The following is a 23,669-nucleotide window of genomic DNA, read 5'->3' as shown; positions in this document are numbered from 1 at the left end:
AGGCCACACGAAGCACGAAAGGGGTGTCGGTGAGTGATTTCTCAGACCTGGTCGTCGCGATCCCCACAGGAATCAGCATCCTCGCGAGTACGAGCGTGCTCGTCTACCGCACGTGGATCGCACCGAAAAAGGCAGCGAAGGCCGCCGGGACCGAGACCGCCGAAAAGCTTCTCGAAGCCCTGGCCGACGGCGAACTCGACGCCGACGAACTCCGCGACATCCAGCAGAGCCTTCGAAAGGAGGAAGACCCGTGACCGGTAACACCGCACGCGAGATCGTCGACCAGGCCGCGGCGCACGCCGGCCGGGACCATGTCGCCCGGGTTGCGGCCGTCGTGCTCGCCACGTCCTTGCTTGTGCTGGGTGTCTACTTCGGGCCGCGGATCGTGTCGCAGGGGGACAGGATCGGCGAGCTGGAGACGACGGCGCGGGACAGCGCGGTCGCGGCGACGAAGCTGGCCGACCAGGTCAAGGCGCTCGGTGGCACGCCGGTGGTGCAGCCGCCGCCAGTGCCGGTGACGGCGAGCGCCGCGCCGGATCCGGCCATGCTGCGGCAGGCGGCCCGGGTCGCGGTCGCCGACTACTGCGCCGCGCCGTCGCACCCGTGCCGCGGCGTCGATGGCGCGTCCCCGAACTTCGACGCGATCGTGACGACGGTCCTGGCGCGGATGCCGACACCGGAGGACGGCCGCGACGGCAAGGACTCCGCGAGTCCCGATTGGGCGGCGCAGGTCGCCGCGTATTGCGGACAGGTGACCGAGCCGTGCCGCGGGCCCGCCGGGCAGAAGGGCGCCGACGGGAAGGACGGCCAGGACGGAAAGCCGGGCGCCGAAGGACCGCCGGGCCCGACGTGCCCGGACGGCTACACCGCGCAGTCCCGGCGGCAGGGCACCGAAACCTGGTGGGTCTGCGTCGCCGACGCCGCCTCAACTCTCCCGCTTGGAGGAAGCTGATGGACACGACAGGAGTGCTGCGCGGCGTCGACGTCTCGCACCACCAGGAAGGCCTCGACGTCGGCCGCCTGCCCGTCGACTACGTCATCGCCCGCACCGCGCAGGCCGCGGGCGGCCGGTATGGCACGACCCGGGATCGCGCGTACGCGAAGCACAAGGTGAACGCGATCCGCGGCGGGAAACTGTTCTGCTCGTACCTGTACCTCGGCAACGCGATCAGCGCGGCGGCGAACGTGGCGCTGCACGCCAGCATCGAGCCGGACCGGGGTGTCCCGGTGATGGTCGACTGGGAGGACGGCTCCGGTGATGGCGCGTTTCTGCGTGCGGTGATCTCCGAGTTCGGCAAGGCCGGATACCGGGTCGTGCTCACGTACGCGCCGAAGTGGTACTGGCAGAAGGTCGGCAGCCCGCGCCTCGACGGCCTGCCGCCGCTGGTGTCGTCGCGCTACCCGGACAACAACCCCGCCGGTTACGAGGCCCAGTACGAGAAGTGTCCGGCGTCCTTCTGGAACGGCTACGGCGGCAACACGGTCGGCGTCTTGCAGTTCTCGTCCAGCGGACGCCTCGACCCCTATCCCGGCAACAACCTCGATCTTCTCGCTTTTCGAGGAACCCGACCCCAGTTCGCCGCCGTCCTCGGCGGCCAGACCCAGGAGGACGACATGGCTTGGACCGAAGCCGACTTCAACACCCCGCTCTTCACCGACAACCCCGGCACGCCGGCGGCCCGGGTCGTCCGGTTCCGCGACGCCATGTCGGAGCTGCGCGCGGGCATGAAGTCCACGACGGCCGCGCTGCAGCAGGCGCTGCAGCTGCTCGCCGACAGCCCGGACCTGCCGGTCACGGAGGAGCGGCTGAAGGAGATCTTCCGCGAGGTCGTGCGGGGCGAGACCGGGCCGGTGGTGCGGGAGGTCCTCGGCGAGGACAACGCCGCACAGGCCGACGCGATCGTGGACGAGCTCGCGCAGCGACTCCAGATCGGTGGTGCGGCGTGAACCGGCTGGGTGATCGTCTGGTGTCGTGGCTGCGCACGATCGTCCCAGGCCTGTGGGCGTTGGGGATCGCGTGGCTGGCCGGGCTCGGCCTGCCGGACAGCGTGACCGGCGCGGTAGACGGGCTCGGCCAGATGGTGCTCATCCCCGCGGCGCTCGCGGTGGTGTACCCGCTGCTGCGTGCCCTGGAGGCGAAGATGCCGCCGTGGCTGACGCGGCTGGTGCTCGGCTCGAACCAGCCACCGACCTACGGCACCGCGAGTGACGGGACACCGGTGGTGACGAGTCTGCCGTCCGCGCCACCGCCGCGCGGCGGCGACGTCGATTGACCGTTGTAGACGACGGGCCCGCACCTGGATATCCGGTGCGGGCCCGTCGTCGATTCGTTGTCTTCCGGCATTCACGCCTTTTCCGCACACTCGCCCTGGCATGTGGTGCTTCCGCATTCGCACGGCACGGGCGGGGGTTCCGTGCCGTACTCCTGTCGGTGCTGTTCGGCAGCGGCAGCGGCGGCGGCCAGCTCCGTCTGGTGGCTTTCTCGGCTCATGCGTCCTCTCTCGGTAGAAGGTTGCCGGGGGCGGGGCTACCCACCCCACCCCCGGCGCCCGCCGCGGATCGCATGCCCCAAGCGGCGGGCAGATGCCGGGGCCGGTGAAATCAGGCCGCCCCGGCTCCCCGCCGTCCTTCTCGGAGACGGCGGGGCGTTTGCGGTGAGTCCGGGGCCCTCCCGTGCACACAAGGGGCCCCGGACTCTGTCCGCTCGTCGAGTGGGGGCCGATCCTCGGGGGAGTACGCGAGAGGACCGGTCTCGACGAGCAGGGTGGAAACCTGGTCGGCGCGCCGTAGCTGGCACCGTCGCGCCGACCAGGTTGCTCAGGGGGTCGGGATCACGAGCCCGCCCGGGGTGACGCGATGCCCGGCGACGACGAGTTTCCGTTCGTCCCGGGCCATGAACCGGCGATGTTCGAGCCGCCGGATGCCGTAGTGGATGGCTTCGATGGGCGGTCGTTTCCGGCCGTTGAGAATCACGGTGAGGCTCTTCGCCTTGACTGGTTGCCGCTCCACCTCGACGTCGAGATCGATGCTCAGCTCGATGAGGTCGAGCCCCCACTCGTCGTGGTCCTCGACCTGCTCCCACGGAAGGAGCATGAATCGGCCCAGGCTGATCTTGCCCAACGCGGCACCGTGGTCACGGATGAACTCGACCGGTGGCTCCACTACCTCACCTCTTCGACGTGGTCGGTCTCGCGGATGGGAAGCGGGGCCAGACGAGAGCACCATTCGCACGCCAGGGCGAACCCAAGATCCTCAGTCGCGCTGGCCTGCGCGCCCCGTGGCGGGTCGGCGAACCGTCCGTCCTGGCACCACAGGTGGACGCGTTGAACGCGCAGCTTGGGCTGGTAGGCCCAATGGGCGCGGCTGTCGGATCCACGCACCGGCACATACAGCGCCCCGGCCTCACGGACCCGCAGGCCGCCGAGTTCGATCACGGCCGGGATCGGCGGCCGCGAGCTGTGAAACTCCACGGGCATCGTCACCGCCTCCAGACCAGCGGGCACCGGGTGATCCGGTCACGGCGCCGGAGGGACGCGCACGCGTCGCAGGTGCGGGCGCGCAGGGGAGCCTCGGCGCGTACGTCCATGCGAGGAAGACGGCGCGGCTCGGCCGCGGCTTCCTGGCACCGCGGGATGAGCCACAGAATCGAGCCGTCCGCGAGCTCCGTCCGCAGGAGGTCATGCACCTGACCGCCGAGGATCCGGTCCGGGCAGTAGCACGGCACGTAGTCCTCGTCGGTCATCGCGATCACGGCCGCCGTCACCGGGTGCCCTCGACGCGCTGGAGATCCTCGTTCGACTGCTCGAGTGCTCTGATCAGGTTGGTGGCCTCAGGGACAGTGAACGTCGCGCTCGGCCCGGCGCCGATCGCGAGACCTCTTCGCCATCTGCCGTCCACGTTGCTGCGTACCAGGCCGACGATCACCTCGACGGGCGTGCCGTTCGTGTCGGCGACGCGCATTGTGCGCTCGCTTCGCCACCACCGAGTTCCCATACCAGGAACTTTGGCGCAGAGTGATCGACAACAACACAGCCCGTGACAACCAGTTGCGCGCTGGAGCCCCCGCCAACTAGGCGTGAAAGGCATAGATCAGCCGGGCCACCGCCGAGCCGCTAGCCTCCGGAGCGTGGATCTGCTCCCGTTCGACGACTACGTGCGCTCGCTCAACCGGAAACGGATGTCCGCCGGAGTCCTCTTCTACGACCGGGCCGGCCGCGTTCTGCTCGTCGAGCCGTCCTACAAACCGCACTGGGACATTCCCGGCGGCGCCTGCGACGAAGGCGAACCACCGTGGCGCACCGCCGACCGCGAGATCCGGGAAGAACTCGGGATCGCCCGCCCGCCGGGCCAGCTGATCGTCATCGACTACATCCCCGCCGACGACCGGATGCCCGAAGGCATGGCGTTCATCTTCGACGGCGGCGAGATCACCGACGACGACGTCGCGAAGCTCGACATCACCGACCCGGAGATCCTGTCCGTCAGTCTGGTCCAGCTCGACACCGCCGCCGCCAAGCTCAAGCCGATCCTCGCCCGCCGGATCGCCGCCGCGCTGGACGCCGCCCGTTCCGCCAAGCTCGTGATCTGCGAAGACGGACGCCCCGTCGCGGGATAGGCTGGACGGCCGGAAACCGGAGGCGCCATGACCACCCCGTTCGCGGAGAACCTCGCACGGTTCCGCAAAGGGCGGGACCTCTCGCAGGAGGAACTTGCCGAAGCGGCTGATGTCGGCATCGACACCGTGGCACGGATCGAGCAAGGCACCCGCGCCACCTGCCGCCCGAAGACGCTGCGCAGCCTCGCGAACGCCCTCGGCGTCACGGTCGACGCGCTGCTCGGCGCCGCTCCGAAGCAGCACTCGCGGGACGTCGACGTCGTACCCCTCCGGAAAGCCATCACGGCCGATGCCCGGATCCCGGGCCTCGACGACTTCGCCGAATCCCGCGAACTGCTACCGCTCGCCGAGCTGACGACAAGCGCACACAGCGCATGGCGCGCCTACGTCGACGGCCGCCACAACGAACTCCTCCACGCTCTACCCGCCGTGCTCACTGATGCACGCCGCATCGTCCGAGACACCCACGACGACCAACGCGCAGGCGCGCACCGCGTCCTGTCCACCGCCTACCGGCTCGGCGCCGGAATCGCCGGACGCATCGGACTCGACGACCTCGCCTACACCGCCGCCACCCGCGCGCTCGACGCCGCCACCGAATCCGACTCTCCCGAAGTCGAGGCCGCCATATCCCTGCGCTACCTCGCCTGGACCCTTGTCCGCCAAGGCCGCGCCGAAGAAGCCGAACGCGTCGCCACCGAAGCCGCCGCCGTCATCGAACCCCGCATGCTCGACCGCGACCCCATCCGCGCCGGCGTCTTCGGCAACCTGCTCTTCAACGCCGCCACGGCCGCACTCTCGTCCGGCAGCGCGGGCCGAGCCGAAGACCTTCTCGCAGCGGCACACGCCGCCGCGATCCGTTCGCGCGGCGACACCGCGAGCGAGGCCGCGATCTTCGGCCCCCGCGTCGCGGCGCTTCAGCGCGTCGACCTCGCCGTCCGCGCCGGAGACCCAGAGCATGCCCTGCGCCTGGCCGACACGGTCCCTGACGTCCAAGGGGGCGACGTCCCAGCGTTCTGGGAAGCAGGGCACCGGCTCTACCTCGCCGCCGCGGCCGCCGAGTTGCGCCGCGACCGCGAGGCCCTCGGCTGGCTGGCCGAAGCGAAAGACCTGGCCCCCGACTGGGTCCGTTACCAGCCGCTCGGCAAAGCCACGATGAAACGGCTCGTCGACCGCACCACCCGCCGCCGAGGCCCGGAGTTCGCCGAACTCGCCGCCCACTACGACGTGATCACCCCGACCTGACAAGGCCGTCGGACAGCAGAACGCCCCGGCACCAACAGGCACCGGGGCGTTACTACGAGCGAAGGGCATCTACGCCGTCGGCGGCACACCCGCCACATCCGACCGCCGGGCCGGACGCCGCACCACCAACACGCCAACCAGGGCCAGCACCCCGACGCCCGCGAGACCGAACCCGACACCGCGGCGCACCGCCAGCGCGTCACCACAGACCGCCTCATAGCCCTCAAGTAGCGACCCATACCGGGTATCCAGCCGAGCCGCCGCGATCTCCGCCGCGAGATCCTGCTGCGACGCCGGCGCGTCCGCGGCGAGGTTGTTCGAGTAGAAGCCGTTCCCGCAGGCGAGAGCCCGGCCGCCGGGTGACGTTGCTTGAACGGGGACCAGTAACCAGATCAGCGCGCCGACGAGCACGGCGGCAGCGACGAGGACGACGATCAAGCGCGGCTTCATGCGCAGCTCTCCCACGGTCGGCGACGTCCCACGAAGGTGAGACGTCGAGACACGTCGTCGAGAACCCGCCGAGCGTTACGCCAGCCGCCGCCAGCTACGACTTCGTGAACTGGCAGCCGGAGACTTCGAGGAACTCGCCCTTCTTCACCGTCACCCGGGCAGGCCCGGATCCGGCGTGGTTCGTGATGATCGCACCAAAGTCACCGGAGTCGTTCCTGAGCCGCGCCCAGTAGCAGAAGGCGCCGCCCGGTGACTTGTACGTCCCGGCCGCGATGTCCTCGCCGACCTTGTAGGTGCCGTCCCCGAACTCCGTCAGCGGACCGGTCGGAGACGGCGGCGCAGTCGTGACCGGCGGAGCGGCGGCGAGCGTCGTGGCTGGCGGGAGAGTGGTGACGGGATCCGGCTCCCGGAACGGCGTTGTCGGCGTCGTGTGTGGTGCGAGGCTTTGCCCGCCGGAAACCTGATCCCGCGGCCGCGTCTTCCCGCTCGCGTCGATCCAGGTGTAGCCCTTGCCCGCGCACGGCGGCTTCTGCGTGCTGTCGGCGCACGGGCTCACCGACGACACGGCCACCGCGAGGAGCGAGAAGACGAGCACCCCAGCCAGCACGACACCAGCGACGAGGAAGTAGGGCCACTTCGGCGGCTTCGGCTTGATCGGCCGCGGAACGGGAGAGGGGTAGGTCATGACGAGCCTTTCGCGGTTGGTGTGCATGAACTCGGGAGAGGTGGAACAGGTGTTACGCGCTGGGCAGGCGTTCGTAGTTCATCCAGGTGCCGATGAACGCGGCCAGCCAGCCGAACAGGACCGCGACACCGGACAGGACCGCGGTCGGGTCGTGCATGCCGCGGTCGAGGATCGCGACCGGCACCACGGTGATGAGCGCGACCGAGCAGGCGACGAGCGGCAGCAGCCACAGCCGGTAGATCGCGAGCCGCCGCGCCGGCGTGCGCGGGCGGGTCACCGGTGGTCCTCGAGGAGCTGGCCGTCGGCGGTGATCGGGTCGGCGTCGGTGGCGGCGAAGATCGGCTCCCGGCCGCCGGGCTCGACGTGCCGGGCGCCGTCGATGGTCGGCCGCGGTTGGCACCAGCAGCCGAGCGACATCGTGTGGAACCGCCGATCGAGCCGGTGCGGCGGAGTGGCAATCAGCTCGGCCGCACGATCGACAGTGAGATCCAGCCCGGACGCGAGGATCTCGAGACGGCGCCGGCGGCCGGAGCCGAGCGGGGGCGCGCCGTCGAAGAGGAGTTCGGCGAGCGCGAGCGCGAGGTTCGTGTCGGCTTTGCTGAGCAGCTGCCCGGGCAGCCAGGACACGCGCCAGCGTTCGGGGTCGCCGGGGTAGCGGGCGGCCTGCACGCGGCGGGCGGTGTGCGGGGTGCGGTAGGCGGTGCGCCGGTCGGTGGCCGGCGCGGAGGCAGTGGTCATGGGTGCTCCCGGGTTGGGAGCGGGTGACCGTCTGCCTCCCGGCGATGGGCCCGCTGGCTATGGTTGCCAGAAGGCCCAGGTCAGAGACCTAACCGGTTAGGGTCATCTACGGTCATATTTCCGTGGATAAGTAGTTGTGCGCCGCTCGATCGGGGTGAGTTGTCCACATATCACCGGGGCCGCCTTGCGTTTGCCGAAATCGGCTGCTACGCGGGCGCGGAGGAGTCCCTCACGACCAGCTCGGCGGGTATCTCGGCGGGGGCGGGGGCCTTCTCGCCGCGCAGCAGTCTCAGCACCAGCTCGCCGGCCGCCCGGCCCTTGGCGGCGAGATCCTGCCGGACGGTCGTCAGCGGTGGTTCGGACCATCGGGCGGCCGGGATGTCGTCGAAGCCCACGACCGAAAGATCACCCGGGACCGACAGGCCGAGCTGCCTCGCCGCCGAGATCGCCGCCAGCGCGAGCAGATCCGACATGCACAACAGCGCGGTCGGCCGCGGGTGCCGGTCGAGCAGGCCGAAAGCGCTCGGCAGGGCTCCTTCGACCGAGAGCCCGGACGCCTCCCAGATCGGCACGTCCGTCGCCGGGATCCCCGCCTCGGCCAGCGTCTCCAGGTATCCGGCCATCCGTTCGCGGTTGTCGTGGAACCGGCTGTTCCCGGCCTCGGCCACGCTCAATTCCCCGCCTCGGGGCGCCGAGAGGCACTGCGCCGAGAAGATCCCGATCCGCCGGTGCCCGAGTTCCACCAGGTGCCGGGCCGCGGCGGCCGCTCCAGCCCGGTCCGCGACCCCGATCCTGGCCGAACCGCGGATATGCGGCTGGTCGATCACCACCAGCGGCATCCCCCGGTCCCGGACCGCGTTCAGCGCCGGCGCGCCGTCGGCCAGCGAATACGCCACCGCGATGTCGGCTTGCGCGGTCAGGATCCGCTCCGCGCGCGGGCCGCCGCTCTCACCGTCGCCGGGGAGCAGCAGGAGGGCGTGGCCCTCGGGGTCGACGACGGTCGAGAGCGCGTCGAGGGTGACCGACAGCGCGGGATCCGAGAACGCCGTCGACAGGTTCGTGTCGAGCAGGACGGCGATCGCGCCGGTGCGGCTGGTGGCGAGACTGCGCGCGGTCGGGTTCGGCCCCGCGTACCCGATCTTCTTGGCCGCGCGAAGCACCTCTTCCCGCAGCTGGGCGGACAGCTGATCCGGCCGGTTGTAGGCGTTGGACACGGTCGCCCGCGACACCCCGACGGCGTCGGCGACATCGTCCAACGTCGGCCTTCGCCGTCGCGTGCTGGTCACCGGCGCAGTGTAGTCCCGGGCCGCGCCGGTGGACTTTCTGAAGCGCTTAAGTCATTCTGGGGGAAGAGGAATCGAAAGGAGACTGGGGTCTATGCGTGACCGTACGGCCGTTTTCGTCGTGTTCGCGCTCAACGGGGCCGCGCTCGGCTCCTGGGCGCCGCGGACTCCGGCGTTGTCGGAAAGGGTGAACGCCTCACCGGGCGTTTTCGGGCTGGCCCTGCTGGGCGCCAGCGTCGGGATGCTGATCGCGGCGTCGGTTTCGGGGCGGCTGATCGAACGCCACGGCGCCCGCGCGGTGGTCGCGGGCAGCACGATCATCGCCTGTGCCGCGCTGCCGATGATCGGCTTCTCGACGTCGGTCGCCCTGCTCGCCGGGGCGCTGTTCGTCCTCGGCGCGAGCGTCGGCGCGCTGGACGTGGCGATGAACGTCGCGGGAGTCGAGGTGGAACGCCGGTCCGGGCGGGCCATCATGCCGATCCTGCACGCCGGATTCAGCTTCGGCGCGCTGGCGGGCTCCGTCGCCGCCGGATTCGCCGCGTCGCACCAGTGGTCGCCGGGGCGGCATCTCACGGTCGCCGCGCTGGCCGCGCTGGTCGTGCTGGCCTTCGTCATCACGGCCGTGCCCGGCGCGCGGCCCCTGCACACCGAACCCGTCGAGAAACCGCGAGTGCCGCCGATCAAACGTCCCGTCCTCTGGCTGCTCGCCGCCATCGCGCTGTTCTCGGCGATCGCGGAGGGCGCGAGTTCGGACTGGTCCGCGCTGCTGATGACGTCCGTGCACGGGGTCGGCGACGGCGCCGCGGCCTTCGCCTACTCCGGGTTCGCCCTGGCCATGGCGCTCGCCAGGCTCGCGGGCGCCTGGCTGCAGAACCGTTTCGGCGCGACGCGCGCGCTGGCGGTCGGCGCCGGGATCGCCGCGGCGGGCCTGGTGCTCGCCGCGGTGGCGAGCCTCCCGGTGTTCGGGTTCGTCGGTTTCGCGCTGGCGGGTGCCGGGCTGGCCGCCGCCTTCCCGATCGCGTTGAGCCTCGCGGGAGCGTCGGGGAAACGCGCCGACGGCACCGGAGGCGAGCGGGAGCTGGCCTTCGTCACGGCGATCGCCTACACCGGCTTCCTCGCCGGGCCGCCGCTGATCGGCGGGATCGCGCAGGTGACGTCGCTTTCGGTGTCGTTCCTGTTCGTCGGCTTGACCGCCGCGCTGATCGTGCCGTCCGCGGTGGCCGCGGCGCGGGCGCGGAAACGGGAGGAGGCCGCCGAACCCGTCGCCCGTTGACATTCTCGCCGGAGCCCGGGCAAGCTGACCGCTCGGTAAACTGAAATGAATGCGGCTTGGTCGCCATTTCAGGAGGGCTGATCCGGGGGAGGGGCGGCGTGAGAGTGCTGATGCGGGGAGCGGGTGCCGGGATTCCGGCGCGGCTGGTGCGGACCACGTTGCCCTGGCTCATCCTGGTCCCGGTGGCCTTCCGGCTGGTGATGCTGGCGCAGGCGCTGTGGACGGCGGGCACCGGCGGGTCGGTGCTGTGGATGTTCGTGCTGCTGCACCTGGTGCCGAACGTCGCCGAAGCCGTCTGGATCTTCCGCCGTCCTCCGGCCGGGACGCGGCTGGTTCCCGTGGCGGACGCCGGGTTCGCCGCGCTCTTCGTCCTGGCGGCCACGCCGTTCGCGCAGGACGGCGCGATCACGTCGATCACCTGGACCCATTTGATGGGCACGGTGATGATCTGCGCTCTGCTGCGTGGCGCGCCGGCGGGGGCGTTGGCCATCGGGGGCGCGGTGCTGCTGCACACCGTGCTGTCCCCCGGCTCCCCGCTCGGTCTCCTGCTCACCCTCGTGACCGCCCTGGTGGCGTCGCTCGCGATCGTCGGCGTGGTCGGTGCTTCGATGCGGTTCGCGCTCGGATTCGGGGAGCAGCAGGGCCGGGCGGCGGAGCGCGAACGGCATCGCCGCGACGTCCACGACACCGTCCTGCAGGTGATGGAGTCGTTCGCGATCCCCGCGCCGGCCGACGAACTCGACCCGGCGGCCAGCCTCGACCGTGTCCGCCGGATCGCTCGCGCGCAGGCGATGCGCATCCGGATCAGTCTCGAACACGAATCCACCGAACGGATCGGATTGCACCAGCGGCTGCGGCTGCTCGCCGCCGAGATGGCCGCGGAGGGCCTGCGAGCCGAGGTCGTCATCCAGGACGACTGCGCTCCGGAGCTCGCGGAAGAAACGGCCGTGGCACTGCACGACTCGGTCAGGGAGGCCCTGCGGAACACGTTGAAGCATTCCGGGACCCGGCGGGCCGTGGTCAGCGTCGAAGAGATCGGCGGCGGGGTTTCCTTGACGGTGCGCGATCACGGCGCCGGATTCGACGTCGGTGACCGGCGGCGTGGCTTCGGCCTCGAGCACTCGATCATCGCCCGGATGGCCGAGATCGGCGGTTTCGCGCGGATCGAATCCAGCCCGGGCCTGGGAACGAGAGTGGTGCTCCTCGCTCCTCCATCCATACCCCCGCCACCGCCCTCGAAGGGGGCGCTGCGCGCCGCTGAACTTGATTCAGTCCTGCGTCTCCCCGTCGGGTGAGTCCCGCCACTGGCGGAACGGGCGGTCCAGCGTCCATTTGTCGCCGACCCGCTCGACGACCCGGTATTCGCAGGTCGTCGGGTTGGACAGGGATTCGAACAGCTCGATGCTCCAGCCGAACAGGCGACGGCACAGCAACCGGATGGTCAGCCCGTGTGAGACGACCAGCACGGTTTCGGGGTGATCTTCGCCGCACGCGGCCAGTTCGCTGAGGAACGCCGCGACCCGGTCGTCCACGTCCGCGCCGGACTCGCCGAACGGGAGCCGGTAGAAGAAGTGCCCGAACTCGTGGCGGCGTTGTTTCTGGACCTCCTGCTCCTGCGGATCCTGGAGGTTGCCCCAGTCCTGTTCCCGCAGCCTCGGCTCCGGCACGATCCGCTCGCAGGAGTCACGGATGTCCATCAGCCGCAACGTTTCCCGCGTCCGCAGATACGGGCTGACGTAGACCGCCGGCCGCTGCCCGTCGAGGAGTTCCTCGATCTCCGGGCCCGCCAGCCTGGCCTGCTCGCGGCCGGCTTCGGTGAGCGGCAGCGCATGGTCGGGGATCCGGGTGTAGGCGAGCTCGTCGACGTTGCCGAGCGACTCGGCATGCCTCAGCAGGATGATCCGCACGCCGCCATCTTGCCGGTTGCGCGTCCGGCATACCCTCGTGACGTGCCTTCAGACCCCGAGACGAAACCGGCCCCATCCGCGCGGAAGGCCGGTGTCCTGCCGCTGGTGTCGATCGGGGCGCTCCTGGCCGCGGTGGTGGCCGTCGGCCTGGTCGCGCTGACCGGTGGCGCCGGTTACGTCATCGCCGGACTCCCGGACCCGGGGCTGGTGACGCGCTACGGCATCACCGTCGTCCGCGTGCTGGCCGAGGCTGCTTCGGTGCTGTGCGTGGGTTCGCTGCTGCTCGCCGCGTTCCTCGTCCCGCCGCAGAAGTCCGGAACGCTCGCGGCCGACGGTTACGCGGCCATCCGCGTCGCCGGCGTCGCCGCGTGGGTCTGGTTCTTCGCTGCCGCCGCGTCGATCTTCTTCTCGGCGGCCGACGGCGCCGGACGCCCCTTCACCGAGGTGCTCTCGCCGCAGGTGCTGATCGACCTCGTGGACGCCATCGAACAGCCCAAGGCCTGGCTGTTCACCGCGTTGATCGCGTTGCTGGTCGCGCTCGGCTGCCGTCTCGCGCTGACCTGGGGCTGGACGACGGTGGTGTTCTTCCTGTCCGTCGGCGGCCTCGTGCCGGTCGCGGTCACGGGGCATTCCGCGAGCGGCGGCTCGCACGACATGGCGACCAACAGCCTGCTGTACCACCTGGTCGCCGCCGCGCTGTGGGTCGGCGGGCTGGTGGCGCTGCTCGCGCTCGGCTGGCGCCGCGGCGAGAACCTCAAACTCGCCGCGACACGTTTCTCCAAGCTGGCACTGGTCTGCTGGATCGTGATGGCGGTCTCCGGCGTCGTCAACGCGCTGGTGCGGATCAGGATCGCCGACCTGTTCACCACGGACTACGGCCTGCTGGTGGTCGCGAAGGTCGTCGCGTTGCTGCTGCTCGGTGTCTTCGGGCACCAGCAACGGCAGAAGGGTGTCGCCGGGCTGGTGAACGGCGCCGGCGGCGGTCAGTTGCTGCGGCTCGCCGCGGTCGAGGTGCTGATCATGTTCATCACGATCGGCATCGCCACCGGGCTCGCGAAGACCCCGCCGCCGCAGGAATCGCTCACCCAGCCGTCGACGACGGAACTGCTGATCGGCTACGACCTCTACGGTCCGCCGACCGTTCTCCGGCTGCTCACGGATTGGCGGTTCGACCTCGTCTACGGCACCCTCGCGATCGTTCTCGCCGGGCTGTACCTCGCCGGGGTGCGACGGTTGCGCCGCCGCGGCGACACCTGGGCCACCGGCCGGACGGTCGCCTGGCTCGCGGGCTGTTTCGTGCTGCTGATCGCGACGTCGTCCGGTATCGGGCGGTACGCGCCCGCGATGTTCAGCGTGCACATGGGCAACCACATGCTCCTGTCGATGGTGACCCCGGTGCTGTTCGTCCTCGGCGGACCCGTGACGCTCGCGCTGCGCGCGTTGCCGGCGGCGGGCAAGGACGCCCCGCCCGGGCCGCGTGAATGGCTGCTCGCGTTCGTGCACTCGCCGCTTTCGCGGTTCCTGACGCATCCCATCGTCGCCCTGCTGCTGTTCGTCGGTTCCTTCTACGGCCTGTACTTCTCGGGCCTGTTCGATTCCGCGCTGAACTACCACTGGGCGCATCTGGCGATGAACGCGCACTTCCTGCTTGCCGGGTATGTCTTCTACTGGCCGGTGATCGGTGTCGACCCGGCGCCACGACGGCTCCCGCCGCTGGGACGGCTGGGGATGATGTTCGCCGCCATGCCGTTCCACGCGTTCTTCGGGATCGCGCTGATGAGCATGCAGACCGTGCTCGGGCAGGACTTCTACCGCGGGCTGAAACTGCCGTGGGTCACCGATCTGCTGACCGACCAGCGGCTCGGCGGCGGGATCGCGTGGGCGTCCGGTGAACTGCCGGTGCTGCTGGTGCTCGTCGCGCTGCTGGTGCAGTGGGCGCGCCAGGACGAGCGGGAGGCGCGGCGCCGGGATCGCCGCGAGGAGGCCTCGGGCGACGCGGATCTGAACGCCTACAACGCGATGCTGAAGAAACTCGCCGATCAGGGGCGTGGGCCGGGGCAGGGCTCGTCCCGCTGACGTTGCGAAAGCCACTTTCGCAACCTTCAACGTTGGGAAAGTGGCTTTCGCAACGTCGGCGGTCTCCTCGGCCAGTCGGCCGTCCGTTGTTTCGGCAGGGGCCGGTCCTTGAGGGCGGTCGGTTGTGCGCGCGAAAGGACCTTGTGCTCGTCGTGCCGGCTCTGTTCCCCTGGCGGGGTTCATTTCGCACGAAGAGGGGGAACTCTCGTGTTCAAGAAGATATTCGCCGTCCTGTCGGTGTTTTCGATCGCGCTCCTGGGGGTCGCGGGAACTGCGCAGGCCGGGATCACGCAATGGGCCGACGGATACGAATCGAATCCCTTCGGTGTCTGGGAGCGGGGAATCCAAGGCGGTGACGGGCATTCCTGGGTCGACATCGGCATGGGTGTCGCGCGAACCGGAAACAACAACGGCTGGCTCTTCGCCGACAACGGCTGGTCGGCGATGAGGACCGCGAAGTCGCTCAGCGGTTTCCCGTCGAATCGATCCAATTGCGCCGCCGCGATCCACGCGGACCCGGTCGGTGGAGGGGCGAACATCGGCCTCGAGATCTGGGATCCCAACGGCTGGCGGAAAATCTCCCACACGGTGAAGTGGATCGACGACTGGGCGGGCTATCAGCTCATCACCTTGCCGAATCTCGATCTGAACGGCGTGGGTACCGTGTATCTCCAGCCGATCTACGGCAACAATGGCGGGCCGGCGAAGTATGTCCGCTTGGACGACGCGATCATCCAATGCGTCTACTGACCGGTCGCCACGACACGGTCCGATGTCTCGCCACGGTATCGATCGGCGTGCGACGTTGCGACATTCGGTGATTGTCCGTCGCACCGCGTTCGGTGAGGCGATCACGGAAAACGCAGGGAACTTCGACACCTCTCACGCTGAAGAGTGAGAGACGTCGAAGATCCTTCGGCTGGACGGCGCAACGCGGACCTGGTCCGCGTAGCCCGGATTCGCGGTAACAGCACCGTTGGCGCCTTGACACAGGGCGCTTTGGGTGAAGACCGGCCCTCGCGCTAACGAAAAGCGAAATATTCCGTCTTTCTCAGGCAGCCCGTAGGAATTCCGGCTCCGGCCGGATCTGAGGAGGGAAGTCCATGTCACGAAGACCACTGCTCGTCGTCCTGGCCGCCGTCACGGCGATGTTCGCGTCCACCGCGGTCGCGGCCGCGGCCCCGCCGGGAGTCGACCCGGCCACGGTCGATCTCACCCTCAACGCGGGGCAGAGCACGACCGTGACCAAGAACGTGACCACCTCGGCCGTGCCGCCGAACCCCGACCTCGTCCTGCTCGCCGACACCACGGGCAGTATGGGCGGGCCGATCGGCAACGTGCGGTCGAACGCCAGCGCCATCACCGGTGACGTGCTCGCCGCGCAGCCGACCGCGCAGTTCGGTGTCGCCGAGTACAAGGACTTCACCGACTCGGTGCCGTTCAAGGTCAACCAGGGCATCACCGCGGACACGGCCGCCGTTCAGGCGGGGATCGACCAATGGTCGGCCGCGGGCGGCGGGGACACCCCGGAGGCCAACCTGAACGCGCTGTACCAGCTGGCCACCGGCGCGGTCGCCTTCCGGCCGGACGGCACCCGCATCATCGCGTGGTTCGGCGACGCGCCGTCGCACGACCCGAGCGGCGGGCACACGCTGGCCCAGACCATCGCGGCGCTGCAGGCGGCGAAGATCCGCGTGGTCGCCGTCAACGTCGGCGGGCTCGACGCCACGGGACAGGCTTCCGCCATCACGTCCGCGACGGGCGGTGTGCTGCTGAACAACGTCCCGGCCGGCCAGGTCTCGCAGGCCATCCTGGACGGCATCAAGTCCATCGAGGTCACCGTGACGCCGAAGGTGACCAGCTGCGACCCGCAGCTCACCGTCACCAACGACCCCGGCAGCGTCAAGGTGACCAGCGGTGAGGTCGCCACGTTCACCGAGACGATCAAGGTCGCGGCAGGGGCGGCCCCGGGCACCTACCAGTGCGTCGTCGACTACCAGGTCGACGGGATGTCCCGCGGGTACATCGAGACCACGACCGTGCGCGTGCTCGGGCTGACCATCAACGACGTGACGGTCGGCGAGGGCTCCGGGGGCGCGCAAGTCCCGGCGACGTTCACGGTGTCGCTGCTCGGCGGCCCCAGCCCGAATCCGGTGACGGTCCAGTACGCGACCGCCAACGGCACTGCGACCGCGCCCGCCGACTACGCGGCGGCGAGCGGGACGGTCACGTTCGCCCCCGGTCAGACGGCCAGACCGGTGACCGTCCTGGTCAACCCGGACAAGGTCGACGAGCCGGACGAGACCTTCACGGTGAACCTGTCGGCCCCGTCGGGAGCCGGTCTCCTCGACGCGACCGGCGTCGGCACGATCGTCGACGACGACCGTGACGGCGTCTTCTCCTGCACGGGTACCGCGGCGAACGTCCTCGGTGTGACCGCGGCACGGGCCAACCCGGCGAACCTGCCGTGTGCCGACGACAGCAGCACCGTCGCCGCCGCGACGCTCAACGCCGGTCTGATCAAGGTGGACACCAAGGTGCTCACCGCGTCGACCGATCTCACGCCGGACGACCAGTCGGCGGCTCCGGCCGCGGGCGATCGCGCGCTGGCGTCGGCCAAGATCGACAAGACGGTGATCAGCACGCTCGGGTTGACCATCGAACTCGGCGTGATCCAGTCGCAGGCGACCGCGACCTGCCAGCCGTCGGCGGGCGGGCTCGCGCCGGTGCTGGCGGGCAGTTCGAACGTCGCCTCGCTGAAGATCAACGGCGAGTCGATCACGGTGGGCTCGGCGCCGCTGACCATCCCGCTGGTCATCGGTTCGCTGAAGCTCAACGGCCAGACCGTGGCGAACGGCGTCGTGAAGCAGCAGGCCGTCGCGCTGGACACCGCGCTCGCGAAGATCGTGCTCGCGGAGTCCCAGGCCGACGTGCACGGAACCTCGGCGCATCCGGCGGGCAACCCCTGCCGTCGCTGAGCCGCTGAATCCCGCCGGGACGGACGCAGCCTCGTCCGTCCCGGCGGGACGGCTCAGGGGAGGGCCTTCACCGCCGCCGCGGTGGCGTCGGCGAGCAGCTTGTTGTCGATCTCGGCGTCCTTGCCCGGCCGGTCGGTGAGCACCGAGATGACGATCGGCGCCCGGTCCGGCGGCCACACGACCCCGATGTCGTTGCGCGTCCCGTAGGCCGCCGTGCCGGTCTTGTCGGCGACCGCCCAGCCGGGCACCCCGGCGCGGATGTTCTGATCGCCGGTGGTGTTGGCCCGCATCATGTCGACGAGGATCTTGCGCTTGTCCTCGGGGAGGGCGTCGCCGAGCGCGAAGGCCCGCAGGCTCACGGCGAGCGCGCGGGGTGTGCTGGTGTCCCTGCTGTCGCCGGGCGCCGTGTCGTTCAGCGCCGGTTCGATCCGGTCGGCGTGACTCGTGGTGTCGCCGATCCCGCGGAACACCGCGTTGAGTCCTTCGGGGCCGCCGAGTTCACGGAAGAGCAGGTTCCCGCCGGTGTTGTCGCTGTACCGGAGGGTCGCGTCGATGACGGCGCGCAGCGGCAGGCCGGTCGCCACGTGTTTCTCCGTGACCGGCGAATTGGTGACCAGGTCCTGCTTTCCGTAGGTCACCGTGCGGTCCAGCTCGGCGACCGGCGTCCGCTGCAGGACACCGCCGGCGCTGAACACCTTGTGCGTCGAGGCGTAGGCGAACCGTTCGTCGGCGCGGAAGGCGACCTCGCGGCCGGTCGCGGTGTCCACCGCGTACACCCCGAGCCGGGCGCCGTAAGCGCGTTCGAGCCCTTCGAAGCCGGGACGTTCGGTCGACACGGACGGCGCGGCGGCGGGCGGCGGTGGCGGAACGGGGGTGGAACACGCGGTGAGTGAGGCGACCGAGAGCGCCAGCAGCGCGGCCCACCGGCGGGAAGTGACGGACACGGTGATTCCTTTCAAGATCGTTCGATGTCCGCAGTCTGTCCAGCACCGGTCATGCTGTCCAAGACATGAATGACGACTTTCATGCGAAACACGCATAATATGTGGTCGTGGACCTGATCGGGAGTTGCCGGGCGTTCGTGAGCGTGAGCGAGGCCGGGACGTTCACCGCCGGGGCCGCGCTCGCGCGCATCCCCCAGCCGGTGGCGAGCCGCCGGATCGCCGCGCTGGAACGGCATTTCGGCGAGCGGTTGTTCGACCGGTCCACCCGGCGCGCCGTGCTCACCCCGTTCGGGCGGGACATGCTGCCGTCGGCGAAACGGCTGGTGGCCTTGGCCGACACCCTGGAGCACGACGCGCGGCGCGCCAGACTGCGGCCGATACGGCTGGCGATGCCGGAAACCTGCACCGTCCGCGAGCTCGCCGAACTCGACGCGGCGGCGCGGGCGCTGGACGTCTTCCTGGAGTTCCGCCAGGCGCCGCCGCGGGAACGGGCGGAACTCGTGCGAACGCAGGAGGTGCGCGCCGCGCTCACCGCCGTCCCCGGCGAGGAGGGCACCTGGAAGGTGCCGCTCGGGCTGGCGGGCGTGGGCAGACCGCGGGGAGACGTCCTCCATCTGGAAACGTTGCGGGTCGGCCGGTCCGGCGGTTCGCCTCGGCGGGTCTGGATCCAGCCCGAAGACGACGTCCCGCATCTGCGCGACCGCCTGTTCCGGATCCGTGACGCGGTGGGGCTGCGGCCCGCGCAGGTGTCCGTCGCCGATTCGCTCACCGCGGCCGCCGCGGCCGTGTTCGGTTCGGACGATCTGCTGCTGTGCTCGGCGGCGCAGGCGACCGAGCTCGGCTTGACCTGGCGGACCATCGGCGAGATCCGGCTCGTGCGCGGGTTCGAGATCACGGCGGGGCCCGGCGAGGACGCGCAGCGGCTCCGGGCACGATTGGGGCCGGACATCGCCCGGTGTCTCGGCGCGGAGGAGACGACGTGAACACGGAACCGCTGCTCAGGCGGCTGCGCGCCGAACTGGCCGACGGCGGCCTGCGGGGTTCGTTCCTCGTGCGAGATCTGCGTACCGGTCACGAGGCGGGCATCGACCCCGACCTCGAGTTCCCGAGCGCCTCGCTGGTGAAGATCCCGCTCGCCGCGGCGACCTTGGAACGGATCCGGCGCGGCGAGCTGGACGGCTCGGCGCGGCTCGACGTCGAACCGGGTCGGGCCACGTCGCCGGGGCCGACCGGGCTGACCCGGTTCCGGCATCCGGCCAGGGTGGCGATCGACGACCTGCTCTACCTGACGATGGCCATCAGCGACGAGACCGCCGCGGACGCGCTGTTCGCGCTGACGCCGCCCGCCGAGGTCACCAGGATGACGCGCGAATGGGGCGTCACCGGGATCGCCGCGCGGCATCCGGCCGCCGATCTCAGCGACACCCCGGCCGAACGCTTCGACCCCGCCGACGTCCACCTCGCGCACGCGCTCGCGATCAACGCCGGCACGGCGGGGCAAGGCCATCCCGTTCCACAGCTGGACGTCACGCGCGCGAGCTCCGGTTCGGCCCGTGCGTTCGTGAACCTGCTCGAAGCGCTGTGGAAGCCGTCCAAAGTGGACGAACAGGTGGCGGCGCGGGTTCGCGAACTGATGGGCCTCAACCTGTTGCGTCAACGGCTGAGCCCGGATTTCGTCTCCGACGCGACGAAATGGTCGTCGAAGACGGGGACCGTGCTGAATCTGCGGCACGAGGTCGGGGTGGTCGAGCACGCCGACGGCGGGATGTTCGCGATCGCCGCGCTGACCGAATCCAGGGTGCCGGCGGCGATCCAGCCGGAAGCCGAGGTGCTGATGGCCCGCGTGGCGCGGGAGCTGCGGGATCACCTGCGCGAGGGGTGACGTCACGTTCTTCGCCGCTGCCCGGTTCCTAAGGGAAAGGACCGGCGAAGTGGAGGATGGGCATGAAGGTCGTCATCGTGTGCGTTTCGGTGTCGCACGGCAACACGGCGAGGGTCGCCGAAGTCATGGCGGGGGTGCTCGGCGCCCGTGTCGTCAGCCCCGGGGAGATCGAGCCCGCCGACCTCGAATCCTGTGACCTGGTGGGATTCGGCTCGGGGATCTTCGGGATGGACTTCCATCCGCGCCTGCGCCGGTTCGTCGAGGAGCTGCCGGGGGACCAGCGGCGGAAGGCGTTCGTGTTCACCACGAGCGGTCTGCCCGAACCGCCGTTCCGGCGCTACCTCAGCCGTCTGGCGCGGCTGCTCGGCGACAAGGGATTCGACGTGGTGGGCACCTTCTCGTGCCGCGGGTTCGACACGTGGCTCCCGTTCAAGCTCGTCGGTGGCCTCGGCAAGAACCGGCCCGGCACGGCGGATCTCGACGCGGCGCGGCGGTTCGCCGAAAACGTGCTCGACAAAGCCGATTCGCGGCCGTGACCCGCCCTGGTGTCCCGGGTGCCCGTTCGTGTCGAGATCCCGCCATGTCGGGTATCCGCCAGCTCGTGGCCGTGTGGGAAAGCTGATCACCCGTCTTTACTTCACGTACGGACGTCGGGGGGCTCCTGTCGAAAGGGATCATGGTGATCAGTAGGACGAGAAAGACGCGGAGAGGCACGGTGGCCGTCGTCGCCGGTGCGTTCCTGGCCTCGGGCCTGGTGCTGGCCCCCGCCGCGGGTGCGGCTCCCGCGGCCAAGGCCGAGCCGGACACCGCCGCGCTCGCCGGCGCGCTGACCAAGCAGGCCGTGGCCTGGGGCGAGTGCTCGTTCCCGTCCGTCGCGCCGGCGACGGAAGCGGAACTGAAGAAGGTCAAGGGCCTGGCCTGCGCCACCGTCCAGGTGCCGCGCGACTGGCACAACCCGCAGGACGGCAACACGATCGGCGTCCGCGTCTCCAAGACCGGGACCGCCTACCCCGGCACCGGCAGGCAGGGCATCGCGCTGGTCAACCCCGGCGGACCCGGCGGCGAAGGTCTCCCGTGGGGCGCCGCGATGGCGATGCGCAGCCCCGTGCTGGCCTCGCAGTACGACTTCGTCGGTTTCGACCCGCGCGGTGTCGGCCAGAGCACCCCGCTGACCTGTAGCTACACCGTCCCGGACAGCACGGATCAGAACGTGATCAGCCGGGCGAAGGTCGAAGGCTGCCTGAAGAACCCGCTGACGAAGTTCATCACCACCGAGCAGACCGCGTACGACATGGACTTCATCCGGGTGCTGCTCGGGGAGAAGAAGACCAGCTACATCGGTTACTCGTACGGCACGTGGCTCGGCACCTGGTACGCCACCACCTTCCCGAGCAAGGCGCACCGCTTCCTGCTGGACTCGTCGACCGACGCGAGCCGCCCGACCCTGGAGAAGACCTGGGACCTGCAGCCGCGCAGCCGTGACCGCCAGTTCCAGGAGGCGTTGCTGCCCTACGTCGCGCGCAACGACGCCAAGTACAAGGCGGGCACCGACCCGCTGGAGATCCGCCGCAACTGGGAGAAGGCGGGCGGCACGCGGGAATTCGCGGGCATGCTCTACGCCGCGTGGTTCATCATCCCGGCGATGTACGACACCACCCAGTACCCGTCGGCGGCCTCCATGGTGGCCGCGCTGGCGAAGGGACCGGCGCCCACCGGGACCGACGCGGAGAAGCTGGAGCAGGTCGTCGCGAAGGCGCTCGCCACCCCCGGCCTGACCGACGCGAACAAGGCGTTCCTGAACAAGGCCAAGGGCAACGCGCTCGAGGCCATCGCGAAGAAGGACTCGGTCGAGCGCAAGGCCTCTTACCAGGGCGGCGCCGAGGTCGAGACCTGGGACGCGGCGTTCGAGGCGATCCGCTGCCAGGACGGCCAGTGGAACCAGAACCTGCACTACTGGACGTACTGGCAGGCCGACCTGACCGTGAACGCGCCGTTCATCGCGCCGATCATGGCCCTGTCGGGCGCGCCGCTGTGCGCGTTCTGGCCGACCACCAACGCCAAGCCCGCGCCGGACGCCAAGACGTTCCCGAAGCTGCTGATCGCGCAGACCGAACTCGACGCGGCCACGCCGTACGAGGGCGCGCTCGCGACCGCGAACGGTCTGCCGGGCGCCAAGATGATCAGCGTCGACAACGAAGGCAGCCACGGGATCTTCCCGTACAACACCGACTGCGTCGACGACCCGATCGTCGCCTACTTCCAGACCGGTCTCACGCCGAAGAAGAAGTTCACCGGCTGCCAGGGCCTGCCCTTGCCCGGTGAGGACAAGACGGTCGAGGTCGGCGGCAACCTCGGGCACGACGGGAAGATCAAGATCAAGATGATCACGTCCCAGGTGCGCAAGGCGAACGAGATCGTCCGTGAGCTGCTCGAAGGCGCCGCCACGCCGGAAGCGGACGAGAAGGGCCTGCCCGCCAACGCCTGATCCCCGGCAGCGTCGCACAATGGCTCCCGCGAACCGATCGGGTTCGCGGGAGCCTCTTCGTGTGATCTGTGACGGTTTCGTTATCGGCCCGGCCGCACGATCCGGCCGTTTTCCCCCTCAAGACCTGGTGAAGCGTGACATCGATGTCACGCCGATCGATCCCGGGGTGGGGGAGGAGAAGCGTCATGCTCGCCGAGTCGCGAGGTCTGTCGGTGGAGGCCGAGCAGCTGTATCGGGCCCTGCTGGAGGGGCGTCCGGGCCCGCCCGGCGCCGAACTGGCGGAGTTGGAGCGGTTCGGCCTGATCCGCGCCGGCGCGTCCGGTGTGGAGGTGTGCCCGCCGCGCGCGGCGCTGTCGGCGTTCGCGGCACAGCACGAGGCCGCGGCCGTCCGCGCGCGGGAGGCGGCCGAGGTGCTCGGCGCCGCCTACTCCCTGCGGACGGGCCGCGACGCGGACTTCGTCGAGGTGCTGCGGAGCCGGGACGAGGTGATCGCCACCTTCGAGGGTATGCAGACACAGGCTGGCGTGGACATCGTCGCGCTGGACCCGGGGTCCTACATGAGCCCGAAGGCCGAAGTGAGCACGGTGCAGCCGGGATCGATGGCGCGCGGCATCGCGTACCGCGTCGTCTACGACTCGTCCGTGCTGCGGACCGACGACGGATTCGCCCAGGTGCAGTCGAGTATCGCGCTCGGGGAACAGGCCAGGGTGTTCCCCAGGCTGCCGCTGAAACTGGTGATCGCCGACAGCAACCGGGCGCTGATCGCCGTCCCGAACTCCGACGCCGGTGACGTGCTGGCCCTGCTGATCCATCCGTCGATGCTGCTGAGTGCGCTGATCGAGTTGTTCGAATCGTTCTGGCGGATGGGCGTACCGGTCCGGGCGGGTGGCCCGGACGACGCGGAAGCGACGCAGGAACCGACCGTCGCCACACGCCGTCTGCTCGCGTTGCTGAGCGGAGGCCTGACCGACGAAGCGATCGCGCGCGAGCTCGGCATTAGTGAACGCACGGTCCTCCGGCGGATCAGCCGTCTTCAGCAACTGCTGGGCGCGCAGACCCGGTTCCAGCTGGGAGCGCAGGCTTCCCGGCAGGGGTGGTTGTAGCGAGC

The 23,669-nt window shown here is 70.1% G+C and carries 27 protein-coding genes; 16 read left to right on the top strand and 11 right to left on the bottom strand.

The genetic code is table 11. The annotated features are described in order from the left end of the window. The first annotated feature begins 29 nt into the window (after positions 1 to 29). The 4 genes from ACFWIW_RS10625 to ACFWIW_RS10610 are packed head-to-tail and all read left to right on the top strand — an operon-like array spanning position 30 to position 2,273. Positions 30 to 254 carry a hypothetical protein gene (locus ACFWIW_RS10625; protein WP_378368200.1) on the top strand — a complete coding sequence of 75 codons (225 nt, stop codon included), beginning with the start codon at positions 30 to 32 and terminating at the stop codon, positions 252 to 254. Continuing rightward, positions 251 to 952 carry a hypothetical protein gene (locus ACFWIW_RS10620; RefSeq protein WP_378368199.1) on the top strand — a complete coding sequence of 234 codons (702 nt, stop codon included), beginning with the start codon at positions 251 to 253 and terminating at the stop codon, positions 950 to 952. The genes ACFWIW_RS10625 and ACFWIW_RS10620 overlap by 4 nt, the downstream gene beginning before the upstream one ends. Continuing rightward, positions 952 to 1,947, top strand: coding sequence for a hypothetical protein (locus tag ACFWIW_RS10615; protein ID WP_378368198.1), 996 nt, complete (start codon positions 952 to 954; stop codon positions 1,945 to 1,947). Before ACFWIW_RS10620 ends, ACFWIW_RS10615 begins: the two co-directional genes overlap by 1 nt. Next, complete coding sequence (locus tag ACFWIW_RS10610; RefSeq protein ID WP_378368197.1) at positions 1,944 to 2,273, top strand: hypothetical protein; 330 nt, start codon at positions 1,944 to 1,946, stop codon at positions 2,271 to 2,273. The genes ACFWIW_RS10615 and ACFWIW_RS10610 overlap by 4 nt, the downstream gene beginning before the upstream one ends. 544 nt (positions 2,274 to 2,817) lie before the next feature. Here the strand turns inward: ACFWIW_RS10610 and ACFWIW_RS10605 are convergent. The 4 genes from ACFWIW_RS10605 to ACFWIW_RS10590 are packed head-to-tail and all read right to left on the bottom strand — an operon-like array spanning position 2,818 to position 3,960. Then, entirely contained in the window at positions 2,818 to 3,162 is a 345-nt protein-coding gene (locus tag ACFWIW_RS10605; protein WP_378368196.1) for a hypothetical protein, read from the bottom strand. Further along, positions 3,162 to 3,482 carry a hypothetical protein gene (locus tag ACFWIW_RS10600; RefSeq protein WP_378368195.1) on the bottom strand — a complete coding sequence of 107 codons (321 nt, stop codon included), beginning with the start codon at positions 3,480 to 3,482 and terminating at the stop codon, positions 3,162 to 3,164. Before ACFWIW_RS10600 ends, ACFWIW_RS10605 begins: the two co-directional genes overlap by 1 nt. Then, on the bottom strand, positions 3,479 to 3,763 hold the full coding sequence (locus ACFWIW_RS10595; RefSeq protein ID WP_378368194.1) for a hypothetical protein: 285 nt from the start codon (positions 3,761 to 3,763) through the stop codon (positions 3,479 to 3,481). Before ACFWIW_RS10595 ends, ACFWIW_RS10600 begins: the two co-directional genes overlap by 4 nt. Further along, positions 3,760 to 3,960, bottom strand: coding sequence for a hypothetical protein (locus tag ACFWIW_RS10590; RefSeq protein WP_378368193.1), 201 nt, complete (start codon positions 3,958 to 3,960; stop codon positions 3,760 to 3,762). The genes ACFWIW_RS10595 and ACFWIW_RS10590 overlap by 4 nt, the downstream gene beginning before the upstream one ends. Before the next feature lie 166 nt (positions 3,961 to 4,126). On the opposite strand from ACFWIW_RS10590, the gene ACFWIW_RS10585 reads away from it, so the two are divergent. Both ACFWIW_RS10585 and ACFWIW_RS10580 read left to right on the top strand, forming a co-directional pair. Next, the gene (locus ACFWIW_RS10585; protein ID WP_378368192.1) at positions 4,127 to 4,615 is read left to right on the top strand and encodes an NUDIX domain-containing protein; all 489 of its coding nucleotides are present in this window, start codon (positions 4,127 to 4,129) and stop codon (positions 4,613 to 4,615) included. Between the two features lie 27 nt (positions 4,616 to 4,642). Further along, a complete protein-coding gene (locus tag ACFWIW_RS10580; protein WP_378368191.1) occupies positions 4,643 to 5,860 on the top strand; it encodes a helix-turn-helix domain-containing protein in 1,218 nt (405 codons plus the stop codon). A gap of 69 nt (positions 5,861 to 5,929) precedes the next feature. Here ACFWIW_RS10580 and ACFWIW_RS10575 read toward each other — a convergent pair whose 3' ends face one another. From ACFWIW_RS10575 to ACFWIW_RS10555, 5 genes are all read right to left on the bottom strand, one after another. Beyond that, positions 5,930 to 6,310 (bottom strand): hypothetical protein, encoded by a 381-nt coding sequence (locus tag ACFWIW_RS10575; protein ID WP_378368190.1) that lies wholly within the window; start codon positions 6,308 to 6,310, stop codon positions 5,930 to 5,932. Positions 6,311 to 6,404: 94 nt separating this feature from the next. Then, positions 6,405 to 6,995: a hypothetical protein gene (locus tag ACFWIW_RS10570; RefSeq protein ID WP_378368189.1), complete on the bottom strand. Its 591-nt coding sequence runs from the start codon at positions 6,993 to 6,995 to the stop codon at positions 6,405 to 6,407. A gap of 52 nt (positions 6,996 to 7,047) precedes the next feature. Beyond that, positions 7,048 to 7,272 carry a hypothetical protein gene (locus ACFWIW_RS10565; RefSeq protein WP_378368188.1) on the bottom strand — a complete coding sequence of 75 codons (225 nt, stop codon included), beginning with the start codon at positions 7,270 to 7,272 and terminating at the stop codon, positions 7,048 to 7,050. Next, positions 7,269 to 7,733, bottom strand: coding sequence for a hypothetical protein (locus ACFWIW_RS10560; protein WP_378368187.1), 465 nt, complete (start codon positions 7,731 to 7,733; stop codon positions 7,269 to 7,271). The genes ACFWIW_RS10565 and ACFWIW_RS10560 overlap by 4 nt, the downstream gene beginning before the upstream one ends. Positions 7,734 to 7,939: 206 nt before the next feature. Next, positions 7,940 to 8,989, bottom strand: coding sequence for a LacI family DNA-binding transcriptional regulator (locus ACFWIW_RS10555; protein WP_378368338.1), 1,050 nt, complete (start codon positions 8,987 to 8,989; stop codon positions 7,940 to 7,942). A gap of 121 nt (positions 8,990 to 9,110) precedes the next feature. Here ACFWIW_RS10555 and ACFWIW_RS10550 point away from each other — a divergent pair, with 121 nt between their 5' ends. Together ACFWIW_RS10550 and ACFWIW_RS10545 are read left to right on the top strand one after the other, a co-directional pair. Continuing rightward, positions 9,111 to 10,289: an MFS transporter gene (locus ACFWIW_RS10550; RefSeq protein WP_378368186.1), complete on the top strand. Its 1,179-nt coding sequence runs from the start codon at positions 9,111 to 9,113 to the stop codon at positions 10,287 to 10,289. A gap of 104 nt (positions 10,290 to 10,393) precedes the next feature. Continuing rightward, a complete protein-coding gene (locus tag ACFWIW_RS10545; RefSeq protein ID WP_378368337.1) occupies positions 10,394 to 11,584 on the top strand; it encodes a sensor histidine kinase in 1,191 nt (396 codons plus the stop codon). On the opposite strand, the gene ACFWIW_RS10540 is transcribed toward ACFWIW_RS10545, so the two are convergent. After that, positions 11,558 to 12,196, bottom strand: a complete 639-nt coding sequence (locus tag ACFWIW_RS10540) for a histidine phosphatase family protein (RefSeq protein ID WP_378368185.1) — start codon at positions 12,194 to 12,196, stop codon at positions 11,558 to 11,560. The two genes, ACFWIW_RS10545 and ACFWIW_RS10540, sit on opposite strands and share 27 nt — an antisense overlap. 42 nt (positions 12,197 to 12,238) lie before the next feature. On the opposite strand from ACFWIW_RS10540, the gene ACFWIW_RS10535 reads away from it, so the two are divergent. From ACFWIW_RS10535 to ACFWIW_RS10525, 3 genes are all read left to right on the top strand, one after another. Then, positions 12,239 to 14,272, top strand: coding sequence for a cytochrome c oxidase assembly protein (locus ACFWIW_RS10535; protein ID WP_378368184.1), 2,034 nt, complete (start codon positions 12,239 to 12,241; stop codon positions 14,270 to 14,272). A 207-nt stretch (positions 14,273 to 14,479) separates the two neighbouring features. Next, positions 14,480 to 15,022, top strand: coding sequence for a hypothetical protein (locus ACFWIW_RS10530; protein WP_378368183.1), 543 nt, complete (start codon positions 14,480 to 14,482; stop codon positions 15,020 to 15,022). A 353-nt stretch (positions 15,023 to 15,375) separates the two neighbouring features. Further along, positions 15,376 to 17,250: a Calx-beta domain-containing protein gene (locus ACFWIW_RS10525; protein WP_378368182.1), complete on the top strand. Its 1,875-nt coding sequence runs from the start codon at positions 15,376 to 15,378 to the stop codon at positions 17,248 to 17,250. A gap of 53 nt (positions 17,251 to 17,303) precedes the next feature. On the opposite strand, the gene bla is transcribed toward ACFWIW_RS10525, so the two are convergent. Further along, positions 17,304 to 18,194, bottom strand: coding sequence for a class A beta-lactamase (bla, locus tag ACFWIW_RS10520; RefSeq protein WP_378368181.1), 891 nt, complete (start codon positions 18,192 to 18,194; stop codon positions 17,304 to 17,306). A 101-nt stretch (positions 18,195 to 18,295) separates the two neighbouring features. On the opposite strand from bla, the gene ACFWIW_RS10515 reads away from it, so the two are divergent. The 5 genes from ACFWIW_RS10515 (at position 18,296) to ACFWIW_RS10495 (ending at position 23,664) form a co-directional block, all read left to right on the top strand. Beyond that, complete coding sequence (locus ACFWIW_RS10515) at positions 18,296 to 19,177, top strand: LysR family transcriptional regulator (protein ID WP_378368180.1); 882 nt, start codon at positions 18,296 to 18,298, stop codon at positions 19,175 to 19,177. Then, complete coding sequence (locus ACFWIW_RS10510) at positions 19,174 to 20,076, top strand: serine hydrolase (RefSeq protein WP_378368179.1); 903 nt, start codon at positions 19,174 to 19,176, stop codon at positions 20,074 to 20,076. Before ACFWIW_RS10515 ends, ACFWIW_RS10510 begins: the two co-directional genes overlap by 4 nt. Before the next feature lie 62 nt (positions 20,077 to 20,138). Continuing rightward, positions 20,139 to 20,612: a flavodoxin family protein gene (locus tag ACFWIW_RS10505; protein ID WP_378368178.1), complete on the top strand. Its 474-nt coding sequence runs from the start codon at positions 20,139 to 20,141 to the stop codon at positions 20,610 to 20,612. Between the two features lie 179 nt (positions 20,613 to 20,791). After that, a complete protein-coding gene (locus ACFWIW_RS10500) occupies positions 20,792 to 22,561 on the top strand; it encodes an alpha/beta hydrolase (RefSeq protein WP_378368177.1) in 1,770 nt (589 codons plus the stop codon). 185 nt (positions 22,562 to 22,746) lie between these two features. After that, the gene (locus ACFWIW_RS10495; RefSeq protein WP_378368176.1) at positions 22,747 to 23,664 is read left to right on the top strand and encodes a helix-turn-helix domain-containing protein; all 918 of its coding nucleotides are present in this window, start codon (positions 22,747 to 22,749) and stop codon (positions 23,662 to 23,664) included. Positions 23,665 to 23,669 lie beyond the last annotated feature (5 nt).

Source organism: Amycolatopsis sp. NPDC058340, assembly GCF_042723975.1.
Classification (GTDB): Bacteria; Actinomycetota; Actinomycetes; order Mycobacteriales; family Pseudonocardiaceae; genus Amycolatopsis.
The sequence above is the reverse complement of the archived record's forward strand: the minus strand, read 5'-3'. Positions and strand labels throughout refer to the sequence as shown.